This window comes from Pseudomonas cerasi (genome assembly GCF_027983475.1).
GTDB classification, from domain to species: domain Bacteria; phylum Pseudomonadota; class Gammaproteobacteria; order Pseudomonadales; family Pseudomonadaceae; genus Aquipseudomonas; species Aquipseudomonas cerasi.
The window spans coordinates 377403-400538 of the sequence record NZ_JAQJVM010000002.1 but is presented as its reverse complement, the minus strand read 5'-3'; the positions used below and the strand labels follow the sequence as shown (position 1 = coordinate 400538).

Here is a 23136-nt window from a genome sequence, read left to right as displayed (position 1 = left end):
ACATCATGTTGAAAGGTTACGGAGCTGTCATCCTCGAAGGTGCCTGGCTGACGTTGCAGCTGGCCCTGTCGTCGATGGCTCTGGCGATCGTTCTCGGTCTGATCGGCGTGGCGCTGAGGCTGTCTCCGGTACGCTGGATTGCCTGGCTGGGCGATCTGTACAGCACGGTGATTCGTGGCATTCCCGATCTGGTCCTGATTCTGCTGATCTTCTACGGCGGCCAGGACCTGCTCAACCGCGTTGTCCCCCTGCTGGGGTTTGACGACTACATCGACCTTGATCCGTTGATGGCCGGCATCTGCACGCTGGGCTTCATCTTCGGCGCGTATCTCTCGGAAACCTTTCGCGGCGCATTCATGGCCATCCCCAAGGGGCAGGCCGAGGCAGGCATGGCGTATGGCCTGAGCAGTGGCAAGGTGTTCTTCCGCATTCTGGTGCCGCAGATGATTCGTCTGGCGATTCCCGGCTTCACCAACAACTGGCTGGTGCTGACCAAGGCCACCGCGCTGATTTCCGTGGTCGGTCTGCAGGACATGATGTTCAAGGCCAAGCAGGCGGCCGATGCCACCCGCGAGCCTTTCACCTTCTTTCTGGCGGTTGCGGCGATGTACCTGGTGATCACCAGTGTGTCGCTGCTCGCCTTGCGTTACCTCGAAAAACGCTACTCGGTAGGCGTGAGGGCGGCTGACTTATGATCTTTGACTACAACGTGATCTGGGACAGCCTGCCGCTGTACTTCGGCGGCCTGCTGACCACCCTCAAGCTGTTGGCGATTTCGCTCGCGTTCGGGCTGCTGGCGGCATTGCCGCTGGGCCTGATGCGGGTCTCGAAAAACCCCTGGGTGAACATGCCTGCCTGGCTGTATACCTACGTGATTCGCGGCACGCCGATGCTGGTGCAACTGTTCCTGATCTACTACGGGCTGGCCCAGTTCGACGCGGTGCGCGAAAGCTTTTTGTGGCCCTGGCTGTCCAGCGCTACCTTTTGTGCCTGCCTGGCGTTCACCATCAACACCAGCGCCTACACGGCGGAGATCATCGCCGGCAGCCTCAAGGCAACACCGGCCGGTGAAATCGAGGCCGCGCGGGCCATGGGCATGTCGAAAGCCAAGATGTACCGGCGCATTCTGCTGCCCTCGGCCTTGCGCCGGGCGCTGCCGCAGTACAGTAACGAGGTCATCATGATGCTGCAGACTACCAGCCTGGCGTCCATCGTGACCCTGATCGACATCACCGGCGCGGCGCGTACGGTCAATGCGCAGTTCTACCTGCCTTTCGAGGCTTATATCACCGCAGGCGTTTTCTATCTGGGCCTGACATTCATTCTGGTGCGGCTGTTCAAGATCGCCGAACGTCGCTGGCTGGGCTACCTCGCCCCACGGAAGGTCTGAAATGCAAAGAACCGATCATGTATTGCCGTGGAGTACCCTCGGCACCGAACGCACGCTGAGTGTCTTTCGCTTCGGCACCGGTGAGCGCAAGGCGTACATTCAGGCCAGCCTGCATGCCGACGAACTGCCCGGCATGCGCACAGCCTGGGAGCTGAAAAAGCGTCTGACCGAACTTGAGCAGCAAGGCCTTCTCAAAGGTGTCGTCGAACTGGTGCCGGTGGCCAATCCACTGGGCCTGGGGCAGTTGCTGCAAGGCGCGCATCAGGGCCGTTTCGAGTTCGGCAGTGGCAAGAACTTCAATCGTGACTTCACCGAGCTGAGCGAACCGGTCGCCGAGTTGCTGGAAGGACAGTTGGGCGATGACCCGCGTGCCAACACCCGGCTGATTCGTCAGGCAATGAGCGCTGCGCTCGAGGCTCTGCCTGCGCCGCAGAGCGAACTGCAAGGCATGCAACGCATCCTGCTCAGTCATGCCTGTGTCGCTGATGTGGTGCTCGATCTGCACTGTGATGCCGATGCCGCGCTGCACATGTACGCCTTGCCGCAGCACTGGCCACAATGGCGTTCGCTGTCGGCGCATCTGAATATCCAGGTGGCGCTGCTTGCCGAAGATTCCGGTGGCAGCTCCTTCGATGAGGCCTGCTCGCTGCCGTGGCTGCGTCTTTCGCGGATTTTCCCGCAGGCGCAGATCCCGCTGGCCTGCCTCGCGACCACTCTTGAGCTGGGCGGTCAGGCCGACACCGGCAAGCCGCAGGCACTCGCGCACGCCGAGGGTATTCTGGCGTTCCTCGCCGAACAGGGTTTTATCAGCGGCGACTGGCCGCAGCCGACGCACGAAGCCTGCGAGGGCTTGCCGTTCGAAGGCACCGAATTGCTCTATGCGCCGCACCCTGGCGTGGTGACGTACCTGCGCGCTGCAGGCGACAGGGTCGAGGTGGGCGATCCGCTGTTCGAAGTGATCGACCCACTGTCCGATCAGGTCAGTACCATTTGTGCGAATACTGCCGGGGTGTTGTTCGCCATCGAGCGGCTTCGTTACGCTCAACCCGGTTTCTGGCTGGCCAAGGTGGCGGGGCGCACGGCGCTGCGTCACGGACGTCTGCTCAGTGATTGACCGTTCTGTGGAAACCCAAAGCATGAACAAACTGGAAGTGCAGGATCTGCACAAGCGCTATGGCAGTCACGAAGTGATCAAGGGCGTGTCCCTGACCGCAAAAGCCGGCGATGTCATCAGCATCATTGGCTCCAGCGGCTCGGGCAAAAGCACCTTTCTGCGCTGCATCAACCTGCTCGAACAGCCCCATGCCGGCAAGATCCTGCTCAACAACGAAGAGTTGAAGCTGGTGCCGAACAAGGACGGCGGCCTGAAGGCTGCCGACGCCAAACAGTTGCAGCGCATGCGCTCGCGTCTGTCGATGGTGTTTCAGCACTTCAATCTGTGGTCGCACATGACTGCACTGCAGAACATCATCGAAGCGCCGGTCCATGTGCTGGGTGTGTCGAAAAAGGAAGCGCTGGAGAAGGCCGAGCACTATCTGGCCAAAGTCGGCGTGTCCCATCGCAAGGACGCTTACCCTGGGCACATGTCCGGCGGTGAGCAGCAGCGCGTGGCGATTGCCCGCGCACTGGCGATGGAGCCCGAGGTGATGCTGTTCGATGAGCCGACCTCGGCGCTGGACCCGGAGCTGGTCGGTGATGTGCTCAAGGTCATGCAGGGCCTGGCTCAGGAAGGTCGCACCATGGTGGTGGTGACTCACGAAATGGGTTTTGCCCGTGAGGTCTCCAATCAGCTGGTTTTCCTGCATCAGGGTGTCGTCCTGGAGCGTGGCGATCCGCGCGAAGTGCTGGCCAATCCGCAGACCGAGCGTTTGCAGCAATTCCTGTCCGGTAGCCTGAAGTGACGATCGGCAGCGCATGACGATGCCTTTTTATGCCAGAACAGGGCATGCTGCGCGACGCGCGACACGACCTGGATGTTCCAGACCGAGCTATCTTTCCAGACTCGGCTTTTGCGGCGATACGTATCGGATGTCCCAATGACTGCCCATCGAATAGGTTTCCTCGTCTGGCCTGGCACCAAAGCCCTGACCCTGGCACTGGCCGAGGAAGCCTTGCGCGTTGCGCAGCGCGTTCATCCCGAAGTGGTCTATGAACTGTCGTTCCTGCAGGCCGAGGCCGCGGAGCCTTCGGCGGTTGCCGGCGCGTGGCAGTTGCCGGGTGAGCCCTGGGCGGGGCGGCTGGAAGGCTTTCAGAAGCTGTTTTTATTGGCTGACGAGCCTCCTGCTGGTGTGGCCCCGGCGCTGGGCAGCGCGCTCAAGCAACTGGTGCGTGCCGGTTGTTCGATTGGCGGGCTGTCGGCGGGCGTCTACCCGCTTGCGCAACTGGGCCTGCTGGATGGCTACCGGGCCGCTGTGCACTGGCGCTGGCAGGACGACTTCGCCGAGCGCTTCCCCAAGGTCATCGCCACCAGCCATTTGTTCGATTGGGACCGGGATCGCCTGACTGCCTGTGGTGGCATGTCGGTGCTCGACCTGCTGCTGGCGGTGCTGTCCCGTGACCATGGGGCCGAACTGGCCGGGGCGGTTTCCGAGGAGCTGGTGGTCGAGCGCATTCGCGAAGGCGGCGAGCGTCAGCGCATTCCGCTGCAGAACCGTCTGGGCTCCAGCCATCCCAAGCTGACCCAGGCGGTGCTGTTGATGGAGGCCAACATCGAAGAGCCGTTGACCACCGACGAAATCGCCCAGCACGTGTGCGTGTCTCGTCGTCAATTGGAACGGATCTTCAAGCAGTACCTTAACCGTGTGCCCAGTCAGTATTATCTGGAGCTGCGCTTGAACAAGGCGCGCCAGATGCTGATGCAGACCAGCAAGTCGATCATTCAGATCGGCCTTTCGTGCGGTTTTTCCTCGGGGCCGCACTTCTCCAGCGCTTACCGCAATTTCTTCGGTGCCACGCCGCGTGAAGACCGCAATCAGCGACGCAGCAGCAGCCCGTTCGAACTTTCCCCCGTGCCTGCCGAACGCGGTTGATTGCCTTGTCGCGATAGAAGTGCTGCCGCGACAGCTCTGGTCCAGACAGGCCAGCCTCAATCCGTTTAAACTGCGCCTTTGTGACGCAAATTGTCGCATTGCCGAAAACCTTGAAAAAACCCGGTTTTGCGCTGTAACAAGTTGTCGCCTGGCGGCAAGGCCGAACACAATTCAGTCCTTACAATCTTTCCATCGCTCGCCAGTTTCAGGCGGGCGTTCCTCATCAGGAGACTCCGATGTCCGTTGAGCATGCTGCGGTGCAACGCGCCGATTTCGACCAGGTAATGGTCCCCAATTACGCCCCGGCCGGGTTCATCCCCGTGCGCGGTGCGGGCTCCCGGGTCTGGGATCAGGCGGGGCGCGAACTGGTGGATTTCTCGGGCGGGATCGCCGTCAACGTATTGGGCCACTGCCACCCGGCGCTGGTCGGTGCCTTGACCGAGCAGGCCAACAACCTCTGGCATGTGTCCAACGTCTTCACCAACGAGCCGACCCTGCGTCTGGCGAAAAAACTGGTGGATGCGACGTTCGCCGAGCGCGTGTTCTTCTGTAACTCCGGTGCTGAAGCCAACGAAGCCGCTTTCAAGCTGGCGCGTCGTGTGGCGCATGATCAGTACGGCCCGGAAAAGTACGAAATCATCGCGGCCCTGAACAGTTTTCATGGCCGTACCCTGTTCACTGTCAGCGTGGGTGGGCAGCCGAAGTACTCCGATGGTTTCGGGCCGAAGATCACCGGCATCAGCCATGTGCCGTACAACGACCTCGACGCACTGAAGGCTGCCGTTACCGACAAGACCTGTGCCGTGGTGCTGGAGCCGATCCAGGGCGAGGGCGGTGTGCTGCCGGGTCAGCTTGAGTACCTGCAAGGTGCGCGCAAGTTGTGTGACGAGCACAACGCGCTGCTGGTGTTCGATGAAGTGCAGAGCGGCATGGGCCGTAGCGGCCATCTGTTCGCCTACATGCATTACGGCGTGACCCCGGACATCCTTTCCAGCGCCAAGAGCATCGGCGGCGGTTTCCCGCTGGCGGCCATGCTCACCACTGAAAAGCTCGCCAAGCACTTTGCGGTCGGCGTCCATGGCACCACCTATGGCGGTAACCCGCTGGCTTGCGCGGTCGGTGAAGCGGTCATCGATGTCGTCAATACGCCTGAAGTGCTGGCTGGCGTGCAGCGCAAGCATCAACAGTTCAAGACCCGTCTGGAAAGCATCGGCCAGCAGTACGGCGTGTTCAGCGAAGTGCGCGGTCTGGGCTTGCTGATCGGTTGCGTGTTATCCGATGCCTGGAAAGGCAAGGCCAAGGACATCTTCAATGCGGCCGAGGCCCAGGACCTGATGATTCTGCAGGCCGGCCCTGACGTGATTCGTTTCGCGCCGAGCCTGGTGATTGAAGACGCAGACATCGAAGAGGGCCTGAACCGCTTCGAACGCGCCATCGCCAAACTGACATCCTGACTCGATTGCAACCTTGCGGTGCCCGCCTGATGGCGGGTGCCGAACCTGTTTCCTGCGCCATGCGGCCTGACGCCGCGTGGTGCTCTTACTAGCGCCGGTCGTAAAGGCTGGTCGATCTACAAGGAGTGGCACCATGCTGGTAATGCGCCCTGCGCAAATGGCTGACCTGGCCGAGGTTCAACGCCTCGCTGCCGACAGCCCTATCGGTGTCACGTCCTTGCCCGACGATGCTGGCCGCCTGACCGACAAGATCGGCTCGTCGGAGGCGTCGTTTGCCGCCGAGGTCAGCTTCAACGGCGAAGAAACCTACTTCTTCGTGCTCGAAGACAGCGAAAGCGGCAAGCTGGTGGGCTGCTCGGGCATCGTGGCCTCGGCGGGCTATTCCGAGCCGTTCTACAGTTTCCGCAACGAAACCTTCGTGCATGCTTCCCGTGAGCTGAAGATCCATAACAAGATTCACGTGCTGTCGCAGTGTCATGACCTGACCGGCAACAGTCTGCTGACCAGTTTCTACGTGGTCCCGGAGCTGGTCGGCACGGCATGGTCGGAGCTCAATTCGCGCGGCCGTCTGCTGTTTGTCGCCAGTCACCCCGAGCGCTTTGCCGATTCGGTGGTGACCGAGATCGTCGGTTACAGCGATGAGCAGGGCGACTCACCATTCTGGGATGCCATCGGGCGCAACTTCTTCGATATCAATTACGCCGCTGCCGAACGCCTGTGCGGGCTGAAAAGCCGGACCTTCCTCGCTGAGCTGATGCCGCATTACCCGATCTACGTGCCACTGCTGCCCGACGCGGCGCAGGAAGCCATGGGGCAGGTGCATCCGCGCGCGCAGATCACCTTCGACATCCTGATGCGCGAAGGTTTTGAAACCGATCACTACATCGACATTTTCGACGGTGGACCGACGCTGCACGCGCGGGTATCCGGGATCCGTTCGATTGCCCAGAGCCGTCTGGTTCCGGTCAAGGTCGAGCCCGGGCAAACCAGCGATGTCGGCAAGGGCGGGCGTCTGTATCTGATCGCCAATGGCCTGTTGCAGGACTACCGCGCGGTGCTCCTGGAGCTGGACTGGGCGCCCGGCAGGCCGGTGGTGCTGAGCCTCCAGGCTGCCGATGCCCTGGGTGTTGGTGAAGGTGCCAGTGTGCGGATCGTCGCGGTCTGAACCGGACGTTCGATAGCTGATTAGCGAGTTTCAAGGCTCTTGATGAGCCGCTGAGGAGATAACATGATCGTTCGTCCTGTACGCAGCAGCGACCTGCCCGCGTTGATCGAGCTGGCGCGCAGCACCGGCGCCGGTCTGACGACCCTGCCCGCCAATGAGCAGCGTCTGGCGCACCGGGTAGGCTGGGCCGAAAAGACCTTTCGCGGCGAAGCCGAGCGCGGCGACGCCGATTACCTGTTCGTGCTGGAAGATGATGACGGCCGGGTGGTGGGCATTTCCGCCATCGCCGGAGCGGTCGGTCTGCGCGAGCCCTGGTACAACTACCGGGTTGGTCTGACCGTCAGTGCTTCACAGGAGCTGAACATCTACCGGGAAATTCCGACCCTGTTCCTGGCCAACGACCTGACCGGCAATTCCGAGCTGTGCTCGCTGTTCCTGCACAGCGATTCGCGCACCGGCCTCAACGGCCGCCTGCTGTCCAAGGCGCGCATGCTGTTCATCGCCGAATTCCCCAGGCTGTTCGGCAACAAGATCATTGCCGAAATGCGCGGCATGTCAGATGAGCAGGGCCGTTCGCCGTTCTGGGAAAGCCTGGGGCGGCACTTCTTCAAGATGGAATTCAGCCAGGCCGATTACCTGACCGGCGTGGGCAACAAGGCATTCATCGCTGAACTGATGCCCAAGTTTCCGTTGTACAGCTGCTTTCTTTCCGAAGACGCACGCAACGTGATCGGTCGGGTGCACGCCGACACCGAGCCTGCGCTGACCATGCTCAAGAGCGAGGGCTTTTCGTATCAGGGTTATGTCGACATCTTCGATGCCGGCCCGGCCATCGAGTGCGAGACCGGCAAGATTCGCGCAATCAAGGACAGCCAGGCGCTGGTGCTGGCCATCGGCACGCCCGGTGACGATGCTCCACAGTTTCTGATCTACAACCGCAAGCGTGAAGACTGCCGCGTGACCGTAGGCGCTGCGCGTTTTGCCGCTGGCACGCTGGTCGTCGCTCCGCAAACCGCCAGGCGGCTGCGCATGAGTGCCGGCGACAACGTACGCGCGGTGCCCTTGTCTGCGGCGCGGGAGGGCGTTTGATGAATAGCCTTTACATCGCAGGTGCCTGGCAGGAAGGGCAGGGTGAGCTGGTCAAGTCGCTGAACCCCATGACTCAGCAGGTGCTGTGGTCCGGGCGTGGTGCGAGCTCCGCGCAGGTCGAGCAAGCGGTGCAGGCGGCGCGTCAGGCATTTCCCGGCTGGGCGCTGCTGTCTCTGGATCAGCGCATCGCGGTACTGGAAGCCTTCGCTGCACGTCTCAAGCATCATGCCGACGCGCTGGCGCACTGCATCGGTGAAGAAACCGGCAAACCGTTGTGGGAGTCGGCGACCGAAGTGACCAGCATGGTCAACAAGATCGCCATCTCGGTGCAGAGCTATCGCGAACGAACCGGTGAAAAGAGCGGGCCACTGGGCGACGCCACTGCGGTACTGCGCCACAAGCCGCATGGCGTGGTCGCTGTGTTCGGCCCGTACAACTTTCCGGGGCATCTGCCCAACGGCCATATCGTCCCGGCCTTGCTGGCGGGCAACGTGGTGCTGTTCAAACCCAGCGAGCTGACACCGAAGGTCGCTGAGCTGACCGTCAACTGCTGGATCGAAGCCGGGCTGCCTGCCGGTGTCCTGAACCTGCTGCAGGGCGGTCGCGAAACCGGTATCGCGCTGGCGGCCAATCCGGGCATCGACGGCCTGTTCTTCACCGGGTCGAGCCGGACTGGCAATGCGCTGCACCAGCAGTTCGCCGGTCGGCCGGACAAGATTCTTGCGCTGGAAATGGGCGGTAACAATCCGTTGATCGTCGATCAGGTTCAGGACATCGATGCAGCGGTGTACACCATCATTCAGTCGGCCTTTATTTCCGCCGGCCAGCGCTGCACCTGTGCGCGTCGTTTGCTGGTGCCCGAAGGCCACTGGGGGGATGCCTTGCTGGCACGACTGGTTGGCGTCAGCGCGACTATCGAAGCCGGGGCGTTCGATCAACAGCCTGCGCCGTTCATGGGCTCGGTGATTTCGCTGGAGGCCGCACGTGCCTTGCTCGACGCGCAGCGCAAGCTGCTCGCCAACGGCGCGCTGACCCTGTTGGAAATGCGCCAGCCGCAGCCCGGCGCCGCGCTGCTGACACCGGGCATTATCGATGTCAGCGCGGTGCCGGATCGACCCGACGAAGAGCTGTTCGGCCCGCTGCTGCAGGTCATTCGCTACTCCGGTTTTGACGCCGCCATCGCCGAAGCTAACGCCACCCGTTATGGCCTGGCCGCAGGTTTGCTCTCGGACTCCGAAGCGCGTTATCAGCAGTTCTGGCTGCACAGCCGTGCCGGGATCGTCAACTGGAACAAGCCGTTGACCGGAGCCGCCAGCAGCGCTCCGTTCGGCGGGGTCGGTGCCTCGGGCAACCACCGCGCCAGCGCCTATTACGCGGCCGATTATTGCGCCTATCCGGTGGCTTCGCTGGAGGCGGACAGCCTGACGCTGCCTGCGACACTGACCCCCGGTATCAGGCTGAGCTGACAGTGCGCACGATTGCTTATAAAAACAGATCCACGGAGCCTTGCCGATGAAGTCCTGTGAAGTGAATTTTGACGGTCTGGTCGGGCCAACCCACAACTACGGCGGGTTGTCCTACGGTAACGTTGCCTCCCAGAGTAACAGCCAGCAAAGCGCTAACCCGCGTGAGGCGGCGCTGCAAGGCCTGGCAAAAATGAAGGCGCTGATGGACCTGGGTTTTACCCAAGGCGTGCTGGCACCGCAGGAACGTCCTGATGTGTCCGGCCTGCGCCGTCTGGGCTTCACCGGCAGCGATGAGCAGGTGATTGAAAAGGCGGCCCGTCAGGACATGCCGCTGCTGGTCGCCAGTTGCTCGGCATCCAGCATGTGGGTGGCCAACGCGGCCACGGTCAGCCCCAGTGCCGACACTGCCGATCGGCGCGTGCATTTCACGGCGGCCAACCTCAACTGCAAATACCACCGCAGCATCGAGCATCCGACCACCACTCGCGTGCTGGGCGCCATGTTCGCCGATGCAAAGCATTTCGCTCATCACCCTGCGTTACCGGCTGTCGCGCAGTTCGGTGATGAGGGCGCTGCCAACCACACCCGTTTCTGTCGTGATTACGGCGAGGCTGGGGTCGAGTTTTTCGTATTCGGCCGCAGTGCGTTCGACACGCGCTACCCGGCGCCGCAGAAGTACCCGGCCCGTCAGACCCTGGAGGCGTCACGCGCCGTTGCGCGGCTGCACGGTCTGAGCGAGGCCGGCGTGGTCTATAGTCAGCAGAACCCGGCGGTCATTGATCAGGGTGTGTTCCATAACGATGTGATTGCGGTCGGCAACGGTGAGGTCTTGTTCTATCACCAGGACGCATTCCTCAATACCGAGCCGATGCTCAATGAGCTGCGCGACAAACTCAGTCGTGTCGGCGGGCAATTGCGGGCCATTTGCGTACCGCGTGCCGAGGTCTCGGTTCAGGATGCCGTGCGCTCCTATCTGTTCAATAGCCAGCTGTTGTCGCGGGCCGATGGCTCGATGCTGCTGATCGTGCCGCAGGAATGCCAGGCTAATGCGAGCGTCTGGGCTTACCTGCAGCGGCTGATTGCCGATGACAGCCCGGTTGCCGAGGTCAAGGTGTTCGACCTCAAGCAAAGCATGCAGAACGGCGGAGGTCCGGCCTGCCTGCGCTTGCGTGTGGCGCTCAATGACACCGAGCTGGCGGCGGTGAATCCGGGGGTGATCATGACCGCGCCGTTATACGAAACGTTGACGCAGTGGGTCGACAGGCACTACCGGGACCGCATGAGTGAAAGCGATCTGGCCGACCCCCGATTGCTCAACGAATGTCGCACGGCATTGGATGAACTGACGCAAATCCTTAAACTGGGCGCGGTTTATCCGTTTCAACTGAATTGAAGCACCCTGCGCGTCGGGCAATTGTCCTGCGCACTATTTCATTTATAGAGAGCATTCCTACATGAGCGACGCCCTGCAACTGATCCTTGAAGACACTGATGGCACCCAGCTGGAAACGTCCTGCACCCGCGTTGCCGTCATCTGGCAGGGCAAGGAATTGTGGATTCAGCAGGATGGCCGTGGCCAGTTGCTGATCGGCGTTGACGTCGAAGAAGACGACGCCGAATACGCCAACCTGCTGCTGCGTCCGCTGGCGACCAACCTGGTCAGCCTGCAACTGGAAATGGAGCCGGCCGACATGGGTGTCGAGGAAGACGGTCACGTTCACGGCCCTGACTGCAACCACTAAGGAAGCGCGCCATGCTCGCCCTCGGCAAACTGCTTGAACTGACCCTGGCTGGACGTGAGCCAGCGGAGAAGACTCAACTGACCGTCGAAGGCGTGCGCATGCGCTGGATGGGCGAGGGCGCGCTGGAAGTCCGCCCGCCAGAAGTTCGTGACAATGGCACCGATCTGCTGCTGTCTGCCGGTATCCATGGCAACGAGACGGCGCCCATCGAGCTGCTGGATGAACTGATCCGCAGCATCGCGCGCGGCGACCTGAAACCGCGCGCACGTATTCTGTTCCTGTTCGGCAATCCCGACGCCATGCGACGCGGGACGCGTTTTGTCGAGCAGGATGTCAATCGGCTGTTCAATGGCCGGCACGAGCAAAGTGGTGGCGCCGAGGCCTTGCGCGCTTGCGAGCTGGAGCGACTGGCAGCCACTTTCTTCAGCCTGCCGGACCGCTACCGCCTGCATTACGACCTGCACACGGCCATTCGTGGCTCGACGATCGAGCAATTTGCGCTGTACCCGTGGAAGGAAGGACGTAATCATTCGCGGCTTGAACTGGCCCGGCTGCGGGCTGCGGGTATGAGTGCGGTGTTGCTGCAAAACAAGCCGTCCATTGTGTTCAGCGCCTACACCTACGATCAGTTGGGTGCCGAGGCCTTCACTCTGGAACTGGGCAAGGCGCGGCCGTTCGGGCAGAACCAGCAGGTCAATCTTGGGCCACTGCGCTTGTGTCTCGAGCAGCTCATCGAGGGCACCGAGCCCGAGCGGGATGACGATCTTGAAGGGTTGCAGCTGTTCAGCGTGGCGCGGGAAGTGATCAAGCGTACCGATGCGTTCACGTTCAACCTAGCCGATGACGTCGAAAACTTCTCGCCGCTGGAAAAAGGCTACGTGCTGGCCGAAGACGCGGGTGGTTCACGCTGGGTAGTGGAAGAGGAGGGTGCGAGGATCATCTTTCCCAACCCCAGGGTCAAAAACGGCCTGCGGGCGGGGATTCTGATCGTACCCACTGATGCGGATAGCCTCGGCTGATCGCCCGGCACCCTCAAGACCGGACGCAGAGCGTCCAGAACGGCATTCCCACGCTGGAGCGTAAGGAACGATAGGTGTCCGGGAGAACACCTACCGATGCTTCGTCTTAGCAGGCCGCTTTCTGCTGTGCATCCAGACGGCGCAGGCTGCGTACCTTGTTCAGGGTGTCAGCGCAGGTCTTGGCTGCTTCTTCGCCCTTGTGCACGAAGTGATCGAAGAAGAACTTCTGATGCTCTTCGCCTGCATGGAAATGATGCGGTGTCAGGACCACGGAGAACACCGGTACTTCGGTTTCCAGTTGGACCTGCATCAATGCGCTGACCACTGACTGCGCGACGAATTCGTGACGATAGATGCCTCCGTCCACTACCAGTGCGGCGCCGACGATGCCAGCGTAGCGGCCGGTATTGGCCAGCAGTTTTGCATGCAGCGGGATTTCAAAGGCGCCGCCCACTTCAAAGATGTCGATATCGCTTTCGGCATAGCCCTGATTGGCCATCTCGGCGATAAACCCTTTACGGCTCTGGTCGACGATATCCTTGTGCCAGCAGGCCTGGATGAACGCGACACGCTCGTTTGCGTGGCTTTTGCTTTTGCTGTCGATTGCAGTTGGTTGCACGTGTTCTGACTCCTGTTTATGGAAAAAACAGGGCATTTGGATCGAAAGGGATTCAAGCTGCGTAGGAAAGCCTCCTGAACGATGTCGTTCATGGATAGGTTTTACAGACGTTCTTGCTGACACCAATCCCGCTCTCTCTTCATCCGGACTATGACCGTCGGCCCCGGAATCACACCGGGTCTGCTGACCTTGCAGATAGCAGCCAAAGCCGCGATCCCCAAGCGCTCGCGGGCTAGACGCATTGCGCATCATTACCGCCGGTGGGGAATTGCACCCCGCCCTGAGAACGTTGCCGTCACTTTACGTGGCCGGCGCGAGATTTTTATCATAGTTCGCTGGATCATGCATGGACACTTTCGTACGGTACACCTACCTTTTTCTTATAAGGGCACGGAGTATCGAGAGCGGCGGTGCTTGATTATCATGTACCGCGGCCTCAGTAATGCCTTGTTGCAAGCCAAAGGTTGCATGCATTATCGATCTTCAACTTCAGGGAGCTTTTTCGTGACTGTCATCGATCTGCGCAGCGACACAGTGACTCTGCCTACGGCCGGCATGCTCGATGCCATGGCACGTGCGCCCGTTGGCGATGACGTCTACGGTGAGGACCCTACGGTCAATCTGCTCGAAGCAACGCTCGCCGGGCGTCTCGGATTCGACGCCGCGCTGTTCGTGCCGTCTGGCACCATGAGCAATCTGCTGGCGCTGATGGCGCACTGTGAACGCGGCGATGAGTACATCGTCGGCCAGCAGGCCCACACCTATAAGTACGAAGGTGGCGGTGCGGCAGTGCTGGGCTCCATTCAGCCGCAGCCACTGGAGGTACAGGCCGACGGTTCTCTGGACCTGCAGCAGGTGCTCGACGCCATCAAACCCGATGACTTTCACTTCGCCCGCACGCGCCTGCTGGCTCTGGAAAACACCATGCAGGGCAAAGTGCTGCCCCTGGACTACCTGGCTGCCGCGCGTACCCTGACCCTGGAAAAGGGGCTCGCTCTCCACCTGGACGGCGCACGGCTGTACAACGCTTCGGTCAGGCTGGGTGTCGATGTTCGCGAGATTACCCGGCACTTCGATTCTGTTTCGGTCTGCCTCTCCAAGGGGCTGGGCGCGCCGATCGGCTCGGTGCTCTGCGGTTCGCACCCGTTGATCGCCAAGGCCCGCCGCTTGCGCAAGATGCTGGGCGGTGGCATGCGTCAGGCTGGAGGGCTGGCTGCGGCAGGGCTCTACGCGCTGGATCATCAGGTCGAGCGGTTGGCGGATGACCATGCCAACGCGGCGTTTCTGGCTGAAGGCCTGAGCGGGCTCGGCTACGCTGTCGAGCCGGTACAGACCAATATGGTCTATGTGCCGATCGGCGAGCGCGCGGCATCGCTCAAGGCGTTCTGCGCCGAGCGGGGCATCGTACTCACGGCCGCACCGCGGCTGCGTATGGTGACCCACCTGAACGTGTCGCGCGCTCAGATCGAACAGGTCATCGCCGCATTCGCAGCCTTTGAACACTCATGACATGCCGATAATCCAGTTACTTGTTTCTATCGCACAAACACACTGTACCGAGGGCGCAACGCCTATATAATGCGGCCCTTTGCCGTCGCTACGTCATTTGACGTTTTGCACTTGCCTCTGGCCGCAGTCTCCGTGGAAGAACCTATGAAAAGCGCAGAAATCCGTGAAGCCTTCCTTGGCTTCTTCGAAGAGCAAGGCCACACTCGTGTCGCTTCAAGCTCCTTGATTCCGGGCAACGACCCAACCCTGCTGTTCACCAACGCAGGCATGAACCAGTTCAAGGATTGCTTCCTGGGCCAGGAAAAGCGCGCCTACACCCGCGCCGTTACCAGTCAGAAATGCGTGCGTGCCGGTGGCAAGCACAACGACCTGGAAAACGTCGGCTATACCGCCCGTCACCATACTTTTTTCGAGATGCTGGGCAACTTCAGCTTCGGTGACTATTTCAAGCGTGATGCCATCACCTACGCCTGGACGTTCCTGACCTCCGAAAAATGGCTCAACCTGCCCAAGGAAAAACTCTGGGTCACGGTGTACGCCACTGACGATGAAGCCTATGACATCTGGACCAAGGAGATCGGCGTGCCAGCCGAGCGCATGGTTCGCATTGGCGACAACAAAGGCGCACCGTACGCCTCCGATAACTTCTGGACCATGGGCGATACCGGCCCGTGCGGTCCTTGCAGCGAGATTTTCTTCGACCACGGCCCGGAAATCTGGGGTGGCCCGCCAGGCTCGCCGGAAGAAGACGGCGACCGTTACATCGAAATCTGGAACAACGTATTCATGCAGTTCAACCGGACTGCAGATGGTGTGCTGCACCCGCTGCCAGCGCCTTCGGTCGATACCGGCATGGGCCTGGAGCGTGTCAGTGCGGTTCTGCAGCACGTGCACTCCAACTACGAAATCGATCTGTTCCAGAGCCTGCTGGCTGCGTCTGCCAAGGCCATTGGTTGCAGCAATGACAACCAGGCTTCGCTGAAGGTCGTGGCTGACCACATTCGCTCGTGCGGCTTCCTGATCGCCGACGGCGTGCTGCCGTCCAATGAAGGTCGCGGTTATGTGCTGCGCCGCATCATTCGTCGCGCCTGCCGTCACGGCAACAAGCTGGGTGCCAAGGGCAGCTTCTTCTACCAGATCGTTGCCGCGCTGGTTGCCGAGATGGGGTCTGCGTTCCCTGAGCTGGTGCAGCAGCAGTCGCACATCGAACGCGTACTCAAAGGCGAAGAAGAGCAGTTCGCCAAGACCCTCGAGCAAGGTCTGAAAATCCTCGAACAGGATCTGGCCGACCTCAAAGGCACCGTGGTTCCGGGCGAAGTGGTGTTCAAGCTGTACGACACCTATGGCTTCCCGATGGACCTGACAGGCGACATCGCCCGTGAGCGTAATCTGACCCTGGACGAAGCAGGCTTCGAGCGTGAAATGGACGCCCAGCGCGTGCGCGCCCGTTCGGCCAGTTCGTTCGGCATGGATTACAACAGCCTGGTCAAGGTCGATGTGGCCACCCAGTTCACCGGTTACTCGGCGACCACTGGCAGCGCCAGCGTCGTGGCCCTCTATAAGGAAGGCCAGTCGGTTTCTCACCTGAATGAAGGTGAAGAGGGCGTGGTGATTCTCGACGTCACTCCGTTCTACGCCGAGTCGGGCGGCCAGATCGGTGACAGTGGTTTCCTGCAGGCCGGTGACGCGCGCTTTGACGTCAGTGATACCACCAAGACCGGCGGCGCCTTCCTGCACCACGGCGTTGTGGCGTCCGGCAGCCTGAGCGTTGGCGCGCAGGTTGAAACACAAGTGGCTGATGAAGTTCGCGATGCAACTAAATTGAACCATTCGGCCACTCACTTGCTGCATGCCGCATTGCGTCAGGTGCTGGGTGAGCACGTTCAGCAGAAAGGCTCGCTGGTCGACAGTCAGCGTCTGCGCTTCGACTTCAGCCACTTCGAAGCGATCAAGGCCGAGCAACTGCGCGCGCTGGAAGATATCGTCAACGCCGAGATTCGCAAGAACACCGAGGTCATGACCGAAGAAACCGATATCGACACGGCGAAGAAGAAGGGCGCCATGGCGCTGTTCGGCGAGAAGTACGGCGACAGCGTTCGCGTACTGAGCATGGGCGGCGAGTTTTCCGTCGAGCTGTGTGGTGGCATTCACGCCAGCCGCACCGGTGACATCGCGCTGTTCAAGATCGTCAGTGAAGGCGGTGTCGCAGCAGGCGTGCGCCGTATCGAGGCAGTCACCGGCGCTGCGGCCCTGGCTTGGCTGAATTCGGCCGAAGATCAACTTAAGGAAGCCGCGACGCTGGTCAAAGGCAATCGCGACAACCTGCTGGACAAGCTGACGGCGGTGATTGAACGCAACCGTCTGCTGGAAAAACAACTGGAACAACTGCAAGCCAAGGCAGCCAGTGCCGCCGGTGACGACCTGTCATCAGCTGCGCTGGATGTCAAAGGGGTCAAGGTTCTGGCCGCGCGCCTGGATGGTCAGGACGGCAAGGCGCTGTTGGCGCTTGTCGATCAGTTGAAAAACAAGCTCGGCCGCGCAGTGATCCTGCTCGGCAGTGTTCATGAGGACAAGGTTGTCTTGGTCGCAGGCGTGACCAAGGACCTGACTGGCCAACTCAAAGCCGGTGATTTGATGAAGCAGGCAGCTGCCGCCGTAGGTGGTAAAGGTGGTGGCCGTCCTGATATGGCTCAAGGCGGTGGTGTCGATGCCGGTGCGCTGGATTCAGCGCTGGCACTGGCCGTTCCTTTTGTAGAGCAGGGTATCTGAGTCGGGTCAGCAGGCCTGCCGCACACCGGCAGGCCTTACTTGGACTCGAATGTTAATGGGTGCTCTTAACGGGATTTGAGGCGGCTTTGAGATGGCTTTAATCGTACAGAAATTTGGCGGCACCTCCGTGGGCTCTGTAGAGCGCATCGAGCAGGTGGCCGACAAGGTCAAGAAATTCCGTGAGGCGGGTGACGACCTGGTGGTCGTGCTGTCGGCCATGAGCGGTGAAACCAATCGTCTGATCGAGCTGGCCAGGCAGATCAGTGATCAGCCGGTTCCCCGTGAGCTGGATGTCATTGTCTCCACGGGCGAGCAGGTGACCATCGCGCTGCTGGCGATGGCCTTGATGAAGCGTGGCGTTCCGGCGGTGTCCTACACCGGCAATCAGGTGCGTATTCTCACCGACAGCGCGCACAACAAGGCGCGCATCCTGCAGATCGACGACCAGAAGATCCGCTCCGACCTGAAAGCGGGTCGTGTGGTGGTGGTCGCCGGTTTCCAGGGTGTCGACGAACATGGCAACATCACGACCCTCGGGCGTGGTGGCTCGGACACGACCGGTGTTGCCCTGGCGGCGGCGCTGAAAGCGGACGAGTGCCAGATCTACACCGACGTCGATGGCGTCTACACCACTGATCCGCGCGTCGTGTCGCAGGCCCAGCGCCTCGACAAGATCACCTTCGAAGAGATGCTGGAAATGGCCAGCCTCGGTTCCAAGGTGCTGCAGATCCGTGCGGTCGAATTCGCCGGCAAATACAATGTCCCGCTGCGCGTTCTGCACAGCTTCAAAGAGGGGCCGGGCACCCTTATTACAATCGATGAAGAGGAATCCATGGAACAGCCGATCATTTCCGGCATCGCCTTCAACCGCGATGAAGCCAAGCTGACCATCCGTGGTGTGCCAGACACCCCCGGCGTGGCGTTCAAGATTCTCGGCCCGATCAGCGCGGCCAATATCGAAGTGGACATGATCGTGCAGAACGTCTCGCACGATAACACCACCGATTTCACCTTCACGATCCATCGCAACGACTATCAGGCGGCCTTGCAGGTGCTTGAGGCTACCGCGCGTGAAATCAGCGCGCGTGAGGTTTCCGGCGATACCAAGATTGCCAAGGTGTCCATCGTCGGCGTTGGTATGCGCTCGCATGCCGGCGTTGCCAGTCGTATGTTCGAAGCGCTGGCCAAGGAGAGCATCAATATCCAGATGATCTCCACATCGGAAATCAAGGTTTCCGTGGTCATCGAAGAGAAATACCTGGAGTTGGCTGTGCGCGCACTGCACACGGCCTTTGAGCTGGATGCTCCGCGGCAGGGTGAATGACCCTGTCATCGAAGGGCGCGGCGTGACCGCGTCTTTCGGGTGCTGCGCAGAAGGGCTTTTGTTTTCTTTGCGTTAGTCGATATACAGGTAGTGGTTATGGCGCTTTGCTACTGTCACTGCCTATAGGTTTGCAGACTGTTGTCCCTGAATAAAGGCGTAAGGAGAAAAGTATGCTGATTCTGACTCGTCGGTGCGCGGAAAGCCTGATCATTGGAGATGGTGAGATCACCGTCACCGTGCTCGGAGTGAAGGGTAATCAGGTGCGTATTGGTGTCAATGCGCCCAAGGAAGTCGCGGTTCATCGTGAAGAGATTTACCTGCGTATCAAGAAAGAGAAGGACGAAGAACCAAGCCATTAATTTTTATTGAATTTTTGGTTTGCAAACGGGGAAAAGGGTGGTTATTATACGCCCCGTGTTGCGGAGAGCTGGCCGAGTGGCCGAAGGCGCTCCCCTGCTAAGGGAGTACACCTCAAAAGGGTGTCGGGGGTTCGAATCCCCCGTTCTCCGCCATTATTTATGTAGTGCGTAAGATTGGGCTTGATCTGTAAGTTGTTGAATTTACTAGAAAAAGTGCTTGACTAAACAATTTTACGACCTATAATGCGCGGCACCAACACATGCACTCGTAGCTCAGCTGGATAGAGTACTCGGCTACGAACCGAGCGGTCACAGGTTCGAATCCTGTCGAGTGCACCATTTAAAGCACCAATGCACTCGTAGCTCAGCTGGATAGAGTACTCGGCTACGAACCGAGCGGTCACAGGTTCGAATCCTGTCGAGTGCACCATACAAACGAAAAGCCCACATCGAAAGATGTGGGCTTTTTGCTTTCTAACGTTTTCCTTTAACGCATCCGTTCTCGTCAAATGTCACCTTATTGCTGCGGCCTTTTTTCTGGTTGTACACGTAATGCAATTCTCCATTGCGGTTAGTGACTTTGTCGGGGCGTCCCAGCAGGCTCTCGACATCACGCTGCGTCATACCGGGAGGGGTGCGCTGGTTGATGATCGCAGCCCGGCGCTGTTCGGCGCTCAAGCGGTTTCCACAGCCATCATCGCGTGTGCCGACCACGACCAGTGTCTGATCTGCCGGTTTTCCACGCGCGGTTTGCGCAGTGTTGGCGGGCGGCAGCACATCGATACGGGTTCCCGGTGGTGCGTTGAAGGCTCTCTGCAGGCGGGTACTGTGCCCATCCGGGCAGCCGAGGGTGGTAAACGTAATCTTTCCGGATGCATCCTCGCAGCGATGAACGTTGCTGGCGGTTGCAGCGGCAGGAAGGCAGAGCAGGGCGCTCCACAGCAGCAGATGATTTTCAGGTCGCATGCTCAAGGTCCTCCGTGACAGGTGTCGGCAAAGGCTAACTGCGGTCTTTGAAAGGGGCGAGCGTGTTTTATTGGCTGAATGTGACGTCGAACCCTGGCTGGCTTACGGAGTTGTGCAGGTTTGCGCTGCAAACGGTTGTTATGAGCTGAATTTTCTCGCGTGCGCTTCGCTCAAAGCGGTGTATCATTGCGCCCGTCAGCTCCGCCGGGGCTTGTGGAACACCTCCATGGACATACCCAGTCGTTACTCGATAATGTTTTTCAACAATCATGAATTAACTGATTGATCTCCCGGCGTGCTCCGCTGCTGGGAGTGGAGTTCGCCTATGACCGAAAGAGAAGTAAAAAAAACGCAGGAAAGCTTGCAGGATCGCCTGGCTCAGGTTGTCGATCTGCTGCAGCGCCAGCGTATTGTTGAAGACCTGACCCACCGTCAGGAAGGTCAGCATCAGGACCGTGTAGAAAACCTGGTTCACCGGCAGAACCTCGTCGAGTTGCAACGCAAGCTCGAAGACCTTCACTCTGCCGACGTCGCCTATATCCTTGAAGCCTTGCCCCTGGAAGACCGCCTGACCGTCTGGCAGTTGGTCAAGGCCGAGCGCGACGGCGACATTCTTCTTGAAGTATCCGATTCCGTTCGTGAAACCCTGATCGCCGACATGGACGATCATGAGTTGCTCGCGGCGGCACGGGACATGGACGCCGACGAACTGGCCGACCTTGCTCCCGAGTTGCCCCGCGACGTCGTTCACGAGCTCATGGAAACACTGGATTCACAGCAGCGTGAGCGCGTGCGGTCGGCCTTGTCCTATGACGAGGATCAGGTCGGTGCGCTGATGGACTTCGAGATGGTGACGATCCGTGAGGATGTCAGCCTTGAAGTCGTGCTGCGCTACCTGCGCAGGCTCAAAGAGCTGCCTGGTCACACCGACAAACTGTTCGTAGTCGATTCCGAGGGTGTGCTCAAGGGCGTGCTGCCGATCAAGCGTCTGCTGGTCAATGATCCGGAGAAGCAGGTTGGCGAAGTCATGGCCAACGATCCGGTCAGCTTTCACCCTGAAGACGATGCCTACGATGCGGCACAGGCGTTTGAGCGTTACGACCTTATCTCCACGCCGGTCGTGGACAAGAACGGCAAGCTGATCGGCCGTCTGACCATCGATGAAATGGTCGACCTGATCCGTGAGGAAAGCGAGAGCGAAGTCCTCAACATGGCGGGTCTGCGTGAAGAAGAAGACATCTTCGCGTCGGTATGGCGTTCGCTGCGCAACCGCTGGTCCTGGCTGGCAGTCAACCTGGTAACCGCGTTTCTGGCCTCGCGTGTGATCGGCCTGTTCGAAGGCTCCATCGAGAAGTTGGTGGCGCTCGCTGCGCTGATGCCTATCGTGGCCGGGATTGGCGGCAACTCCGGTAACCAGACCATCACCATGATCGTCCGCGCGATGGCGCTGGATCAGGTCAATACCGGTAATACGGCGCGATTGCTGCGCAAGGAGCTGGCTGTCGGCTTGATCAATGGTCTGATCTGGGGGGGTGTGATCGGCGTGGTCGCCTACTTCCTGTATGACAGCTGGTCGCTGGGTGTGGTCATGACCGCAGCCATGACGCTCAACCTGTTGCTGGCAGCGCTGATGGGTGTTTCCATTCCTATGGCGCTTGCACGTTTGGGGCGAGATCCCGCGATGGGGGCGAGCGTCATGATTACGGCGATGACCGACAGCGGCGGCTTCTTCATCTTTCTCGGGCTGGCGACGATCTTTCTGCTCTAAGGCTCGCGACGGCTAGAGTCTATTGAAATAAAAAAACCGCCATGATCAGGCGGTTTTTTTATGCTTTCGCCAAGTCTTCAGGTCGCTGTGTAACGCAATAAGCCGACGACTAATAAAGAAAAAGGCTACAACGAAAAAGGCCAGCTTTCGCTGGCCTTTGTCTGTTACGTCAAATCTCAGGACTCTTCGGAAGCGAGTTCCGTGTCATGAGCAATCAGCGAAACAAGAGCGTTCTGTTGACGATGTGAAAGCTGACGAAAGCGCTGCAGCAGCTCGCGTTCGTGCAAGGACAGCTCAGGACTATCGAGGCGCAGGCTTGGTTCATCACCAAGAGCACCTTCCTGAATCAGGCTTTGTTCGAGACGAGCGATGATTTCCGAGTTCATGCTGCGGTGATGATTCTTGGCTACCTCTTGCACGCGATTACGCATGCCGTCTGGTAGGCGAACGACGAACTTGTCAGCCGTGCGGCTGGAATAAGTAGCCTGTTTCATAGGGCTCATATATTTAACCGGTTAGTTCAGGGGAAGCGGTTCTAGCAAGTGGCCGCAAGATTGTCACAGTCAGACAATCATTTTGGCCAAATGTTCAACCGGGGTTCCAAGGGGCCGACATCATGCCGTATTACGTCGAATCCTTGGCGTCAATTCTGTGACAAATATTGACTCAGGTAGCGGCGTATTGCCAGCACCAATTATCAGAAATGCGAGCGAATTTGCAAACTCATCACATTTGTCCCCGGATAAAAGGGCACGCCATTGAGCTTTTTTGCTGTCATGGCCATTTGACTCTGAGTATGCGTCTAAATTCAGCGTGACCGAGGTTAGCCGACAAAGGGTTGGCTGCGGTGCAGGAAGGTTCTTTCGAAGGAGGGGAGATTCTGGATGCGAACGGTCAGACGACCGGGCAAATTACCGCAGGTAGCTTCGCTGTCAGCGAAGCACCGGGTCGAATTTGAAGCGGCGACCGACGAACAACGCAACCACAAAGAGACTGGCGAACACGCCTGCGGCGATGTTTGCAGCGATACTCATGGCCTGTGCATTAGCAGGAAGCAAAAGGTCGGCGACGACAGCCATGATCGCCAGGACCAGAAATGACAACGCGGATTTTGACATGGCTACTCTCTCTTGGAAGGGTCGTTGCGGGCGTTATCAGAAAACCCAGCGCTGTTCAGCGCGTGGAAACTGAAGTGACTCATCATCGTCATTGGCCAGCACCGCTGCGCTCGCAACGCGTTCGGTCATGATTGCCAGCTTTGGCGCCTGACTGATCTGGTGGTGGACAGGAGCAGGCGTGATGGCCTGAGCGTCCTTGATACCAGAATCCTGGAAATGAAATGCTACCAGAGCCACCAGAGCTGCCGCATTCAACACTGAGAGAGTCTTGTTCATTTTCCAGTACCTGTGCCCGACCGTTTGGGATGAGATGTGTTCCACAGATATCAATAATGCAGTCTGCATGCCAA

Annotated in this window: 22 protein-coding genes, 3 tRNA genes and 1 riboswitch; of the genes, 20 read left to right on the top strand and 5 right to left on the bottom strand. The window is 59.7% G+C overall.

Going from position 1 to position 23136, the window contains the following annotated elements; translation table 11 throughout:
- The first annotated feature begins 5 nt into the window (after window positions 1–5).
- The 12 genes from PI739_RS10920 (at window position 6) to astE (ending at window position 12354) form a co-directional block, all read left to right on the top strand.
- Complete coding sequence (locus PI739_RS10920) at window positions 6–695, top strand: ABC transporter permease (protein ID WP_054080879.1); 690 nt, start codon at window positions 6–8, stop codon at window positions 693–695.
- Window positions 692–1390 (top strand): ABC transporter permease, encoded by a 699-nt coding sequence (locus tag PI739_RS10915; protein ID WP_003314733.1) that lies wholly within the window; start codon window positions 692–694, stop codon window positions 1388–1390. The genes PI739_RS10920 and PI739_RS10915 overlap by 4 nt, the downstream gene beginning before the upstream one ends.
- 1 nt (window position 1391) lies before the next feature.
- Entirely contained in the window at window positions 1392–2504 is a 1113-nt protein-coding gene (locus PI739_RS10910) for a succinylglutamate desuccinylase/aspartoacylase family protein (RefSeq protein ID WP_003434558.1), read from the top strand.
- Window positions 2505–2526: 22 nt separating this feature from the next.
- Window positions 2527–3291, top strand: coding sequence for an ABC transporter ATP-binding protein (locus PI739_RS10905; protein ID WP_003434561.1), 765 nt, complete (start codon window positions 2527–2529; stop codon window positions 3289–3291).
- 135 nt (window positions 3292–3426) lie between these two features.
- A complete protein-coding gene (gene argR / locus PI739_RS10900) occupies window positions 3427–4419 on the top strand; it encodes a transcriptional regulator ArgR (protein ID WP_003434564.1) in 993 nt (330 codons plus the stop codon).
- A gap of 236 nt (window positions 4420–4655) precedes the next feature.
- Window positions 4656–5873 (top strand): aspartate aminotransferase family protein, encoded by a 1218-nt coding sequence (locus tag PI739_RS10895; RefSeq protein WP_004416903.1) that lies wholly within the window; start codon window positions 4656–4658, stop codon window positions 5871–5873.
- Between the two features lie 133 nt (window positions 5874–6006).
- Window positions 6007–7038, top strand: coding sequence for an arginine/ornithine succinyltransferase subunit alpha (aruF, locus tag PI739_RS10890; protein ID WP_003369882.1), 1032 nt, complete (start codon window positions 6007–6009; stop codon window positions 7036–7038).
- Window positions 7039–7101: 63 nt separating this feature from the next.
- The gene (gene astA / locus PI739_RS10885; protein WP_044309931.1) at window positions 7102–8127 is read left to right on the top strand and encodes an arginine N-succinyltransferase; all 1026 of its coding nucleotides are present in this window, start codon (window positions 7102–7104) and stop codon (window positions 8125–8127) included.
- Window positions 8124–9593 carry a succinylglutamate-semialdehyde dehydrogenase gene (gene astD, locus PI739_RS10880; RefSeq protein WP_187809868.1) on the top strand — a complete coding sequence of 490 codons (1470 nt, stop codon included), beginning with the start codon at window positions 8124–8126 and terminating at the stop codon, window positions 9591–9593. Before astA ends, astD begins: the two co-directional genes overlap by 4 nt.
- A gap of 46 nt (window positions 9594–9639) precedes the next feature.
- Window positions 9640–10986, top strand: a complete 1347-nt coding sequence (astB, locus tag PI739_RS10875) for an N-succinylarginine dihydrolase (RefSeq protein ID WP_054080881.1) — start codon at window positions 9640–9642, stop codon at window positions 10984–10986.
- Window positions 10987–11047: 61 nt separating this feature from the next.
- A complete protein-coding gene (locus PI739_RS10870) occupies window positions 11048–11335 on the top strand; it encodes a hypothetical protein (protein ID WP_003314741.1) in 288 nt (95 codons plus the stop codon).
- Window positions 11336–11346: 11 nt separating this feature from the next.
- On the top strand, window positions 11347–12354 hold the full coding sequence (astE, locus tag PI739_RS10865) for a succinylglutamate desuccinylase (protein ID WP_003434579.1): 1008 nt from the start codon (window positions 11347–11349) through the stop codon (window positions 12352–12354).
- Window positions 12355–12460: 106 nt separating this feature from the next.
- Here the strand turns inward: astE and PI739_RS10860 are convergent, their stop codons facing one another.
- Window positions 12461–12973 carry a 6,7-dimethyl-8-ribityllumazine synthase gene (locus tag PI739_RS10860; RefSeq protein ID WP_003369893.1) on the bottom strand — a complete coding sequence of 171 codons (513 nt, stop codon included), beginning with the start codon at window positions 12971–12973 and terminating at the stop codon, window positions 12461–12463.
- 126 nt (window positions 12974–13099) lie between these two features.
- Window positions 13100–13265: riboswitch (FMN riboswitch) on the bottom strand.
- A 212-nt stretch (window positions 13266–13477) separates the two neighbouring features.
- Between PI739_RS10860 and ltaE the strand changes: the two genes are divergently transcribed.
- The 7 genes from ltaE (at window position 13478) to PI739_RS10825 (ending at window position 19364) form a co-directional block, all read left to right on the top strand.
- Entirely contained in the window at window positions 13478–14482 is a 1005-nt protein-coding gene (ltaE, locus tag PI739_RS10855) for a low-specificity L-threonine aldolase (RefSeq protein ID WP_003434582.1), read from the top strand.
- A 144-nt stretch (window positions 14483–14626) separates the two neighbouring features.
- Complete coding sequence (gene alaS / locus PI739_RS10850) at window positions 14627–17251, top strand: alanine--tRNA ligase (protein ID WP_054080882.1); 2625 nt, start codon at window positions 14627–14629, stop codon at window positions 17249–17251.
- Between the two features lie 91 nt (window positions 17252–17342).
- Window positions 17343–18575 carry an aspartate kinase gene (locus PI739_RS10845; protein WP_003369901.1) on the top strand — a complete coding sequence of 411 codons (1233 nt, stop codon included), beginning with the start codon at window positions 17343–17345 and terminating at the stop codon, window positions 18573–18575.
- 170 nt (window positions 18576–18745) lie between these two features.
- A complete protein-coding gene (gene csrA, locus PI739_RS10840) occupies window positions 18746–18934 on the top strand; it encodes a carbon storage regulator CsrA (protein WP_002554426.1) in 189 nt (62 codons plus the stop codon).
- 62 nt (window positions 18935–18996) lie between these two features.
- A tRNA-Ser gene (locus PI739_RS10835) sits at window positions 18997–19087 on the top strand.
- Between the two features lie 109 nt (window positions 19088–19196).
- Window positions 19197–19273, top strand: a tRNA-Arg gene (locus tag PI739_RS10830).
- A gap of 14 nt (window positions 19274–19287) precedes the next feature.
- Window positions 19288–19364 (top strand) — tRNA-Arg (locus PI739_RS10825).
- 44 nt (window positions 19365–19408) lie between these two features.
- Here the strand turns inward: PI739_RS10825 and bamE are convergent.
- Window positions 19409–19900: an outer membrane protein assembly factor BamE domain-containing protein gene (bamE, locus tag PI739_RS10820; protein ID WP_003434590.1), complete on the bottom strand. Its 492-nt coding sequence runs from the start codon at window positions 19898–19900 to the stop codon at window positions 19409–19411.
- Between the two features lie 325 nt (window positions 19901–20225).
- Here bamE and mgtE point away from each other — a divergent pair, with 325 nt between their 5' ends.
- Window positions 20226–21668 (top strand): magnesium transporter, encoded by a 1443-nt coding sequence (gene mgtE / locus PI739_RS10815; RefSeq protein WP_003434593.1) that lies wholly within the window; start codon window positions 20226–20228, stop codon window positions 21666–21668.
- A gap of 176 nt (window positions 21669–21844) precedes the next feature.
- On the opposite strand, the gene PI739_RS10810 is transcribed toward mgtE, so the two are convergent.
- The 3 genes from PI739_RS10810 to PI739_RS10800 all read right to left on the bottom strand — a co-directional run bounded on the left by PI739_RS10810 (window position 21845) and on the right by PI739_RS10800 (window position 23062).
- Window positions 21845–22171, bottom strand: a complete 327-nt coding sequence (locus PI739_RS10810; RefSeq protein ID WP_002554423.1) for an Arc family DNA-binding protein — start codon at window positions 22169–22171, stop codon at window positions 21845–21847.
- Window positions 22172–22600: 429 nt separating this feature from the next.
- Window positions 22601–22786: a PA3371 family protein gene (locus PI739_RS10805; protein WP_054080883.1), complete on the bottom strand. Its 186-nt coding sequence runs from the start codon at window positions 22784–22786 to the stop codon at window positions 22601–22603.
- Window positions 22787–22822: 36 nt separating this feature from the next.
- Window positions 22823–23062 carry a hypothetical protein gene (locus tag PI739_RS10800; RefSeq protein ID WP_003369913.1) on the bottom strand — a complete coding sequence of 80 codons (240 nt, stop codon included), beginning with the start codon at window positions 23060–23062 and terminating at the stop codon, window positions 22823–22825.
- Window positions 23063–23136 lie beyond the last annotated feature (74 nt).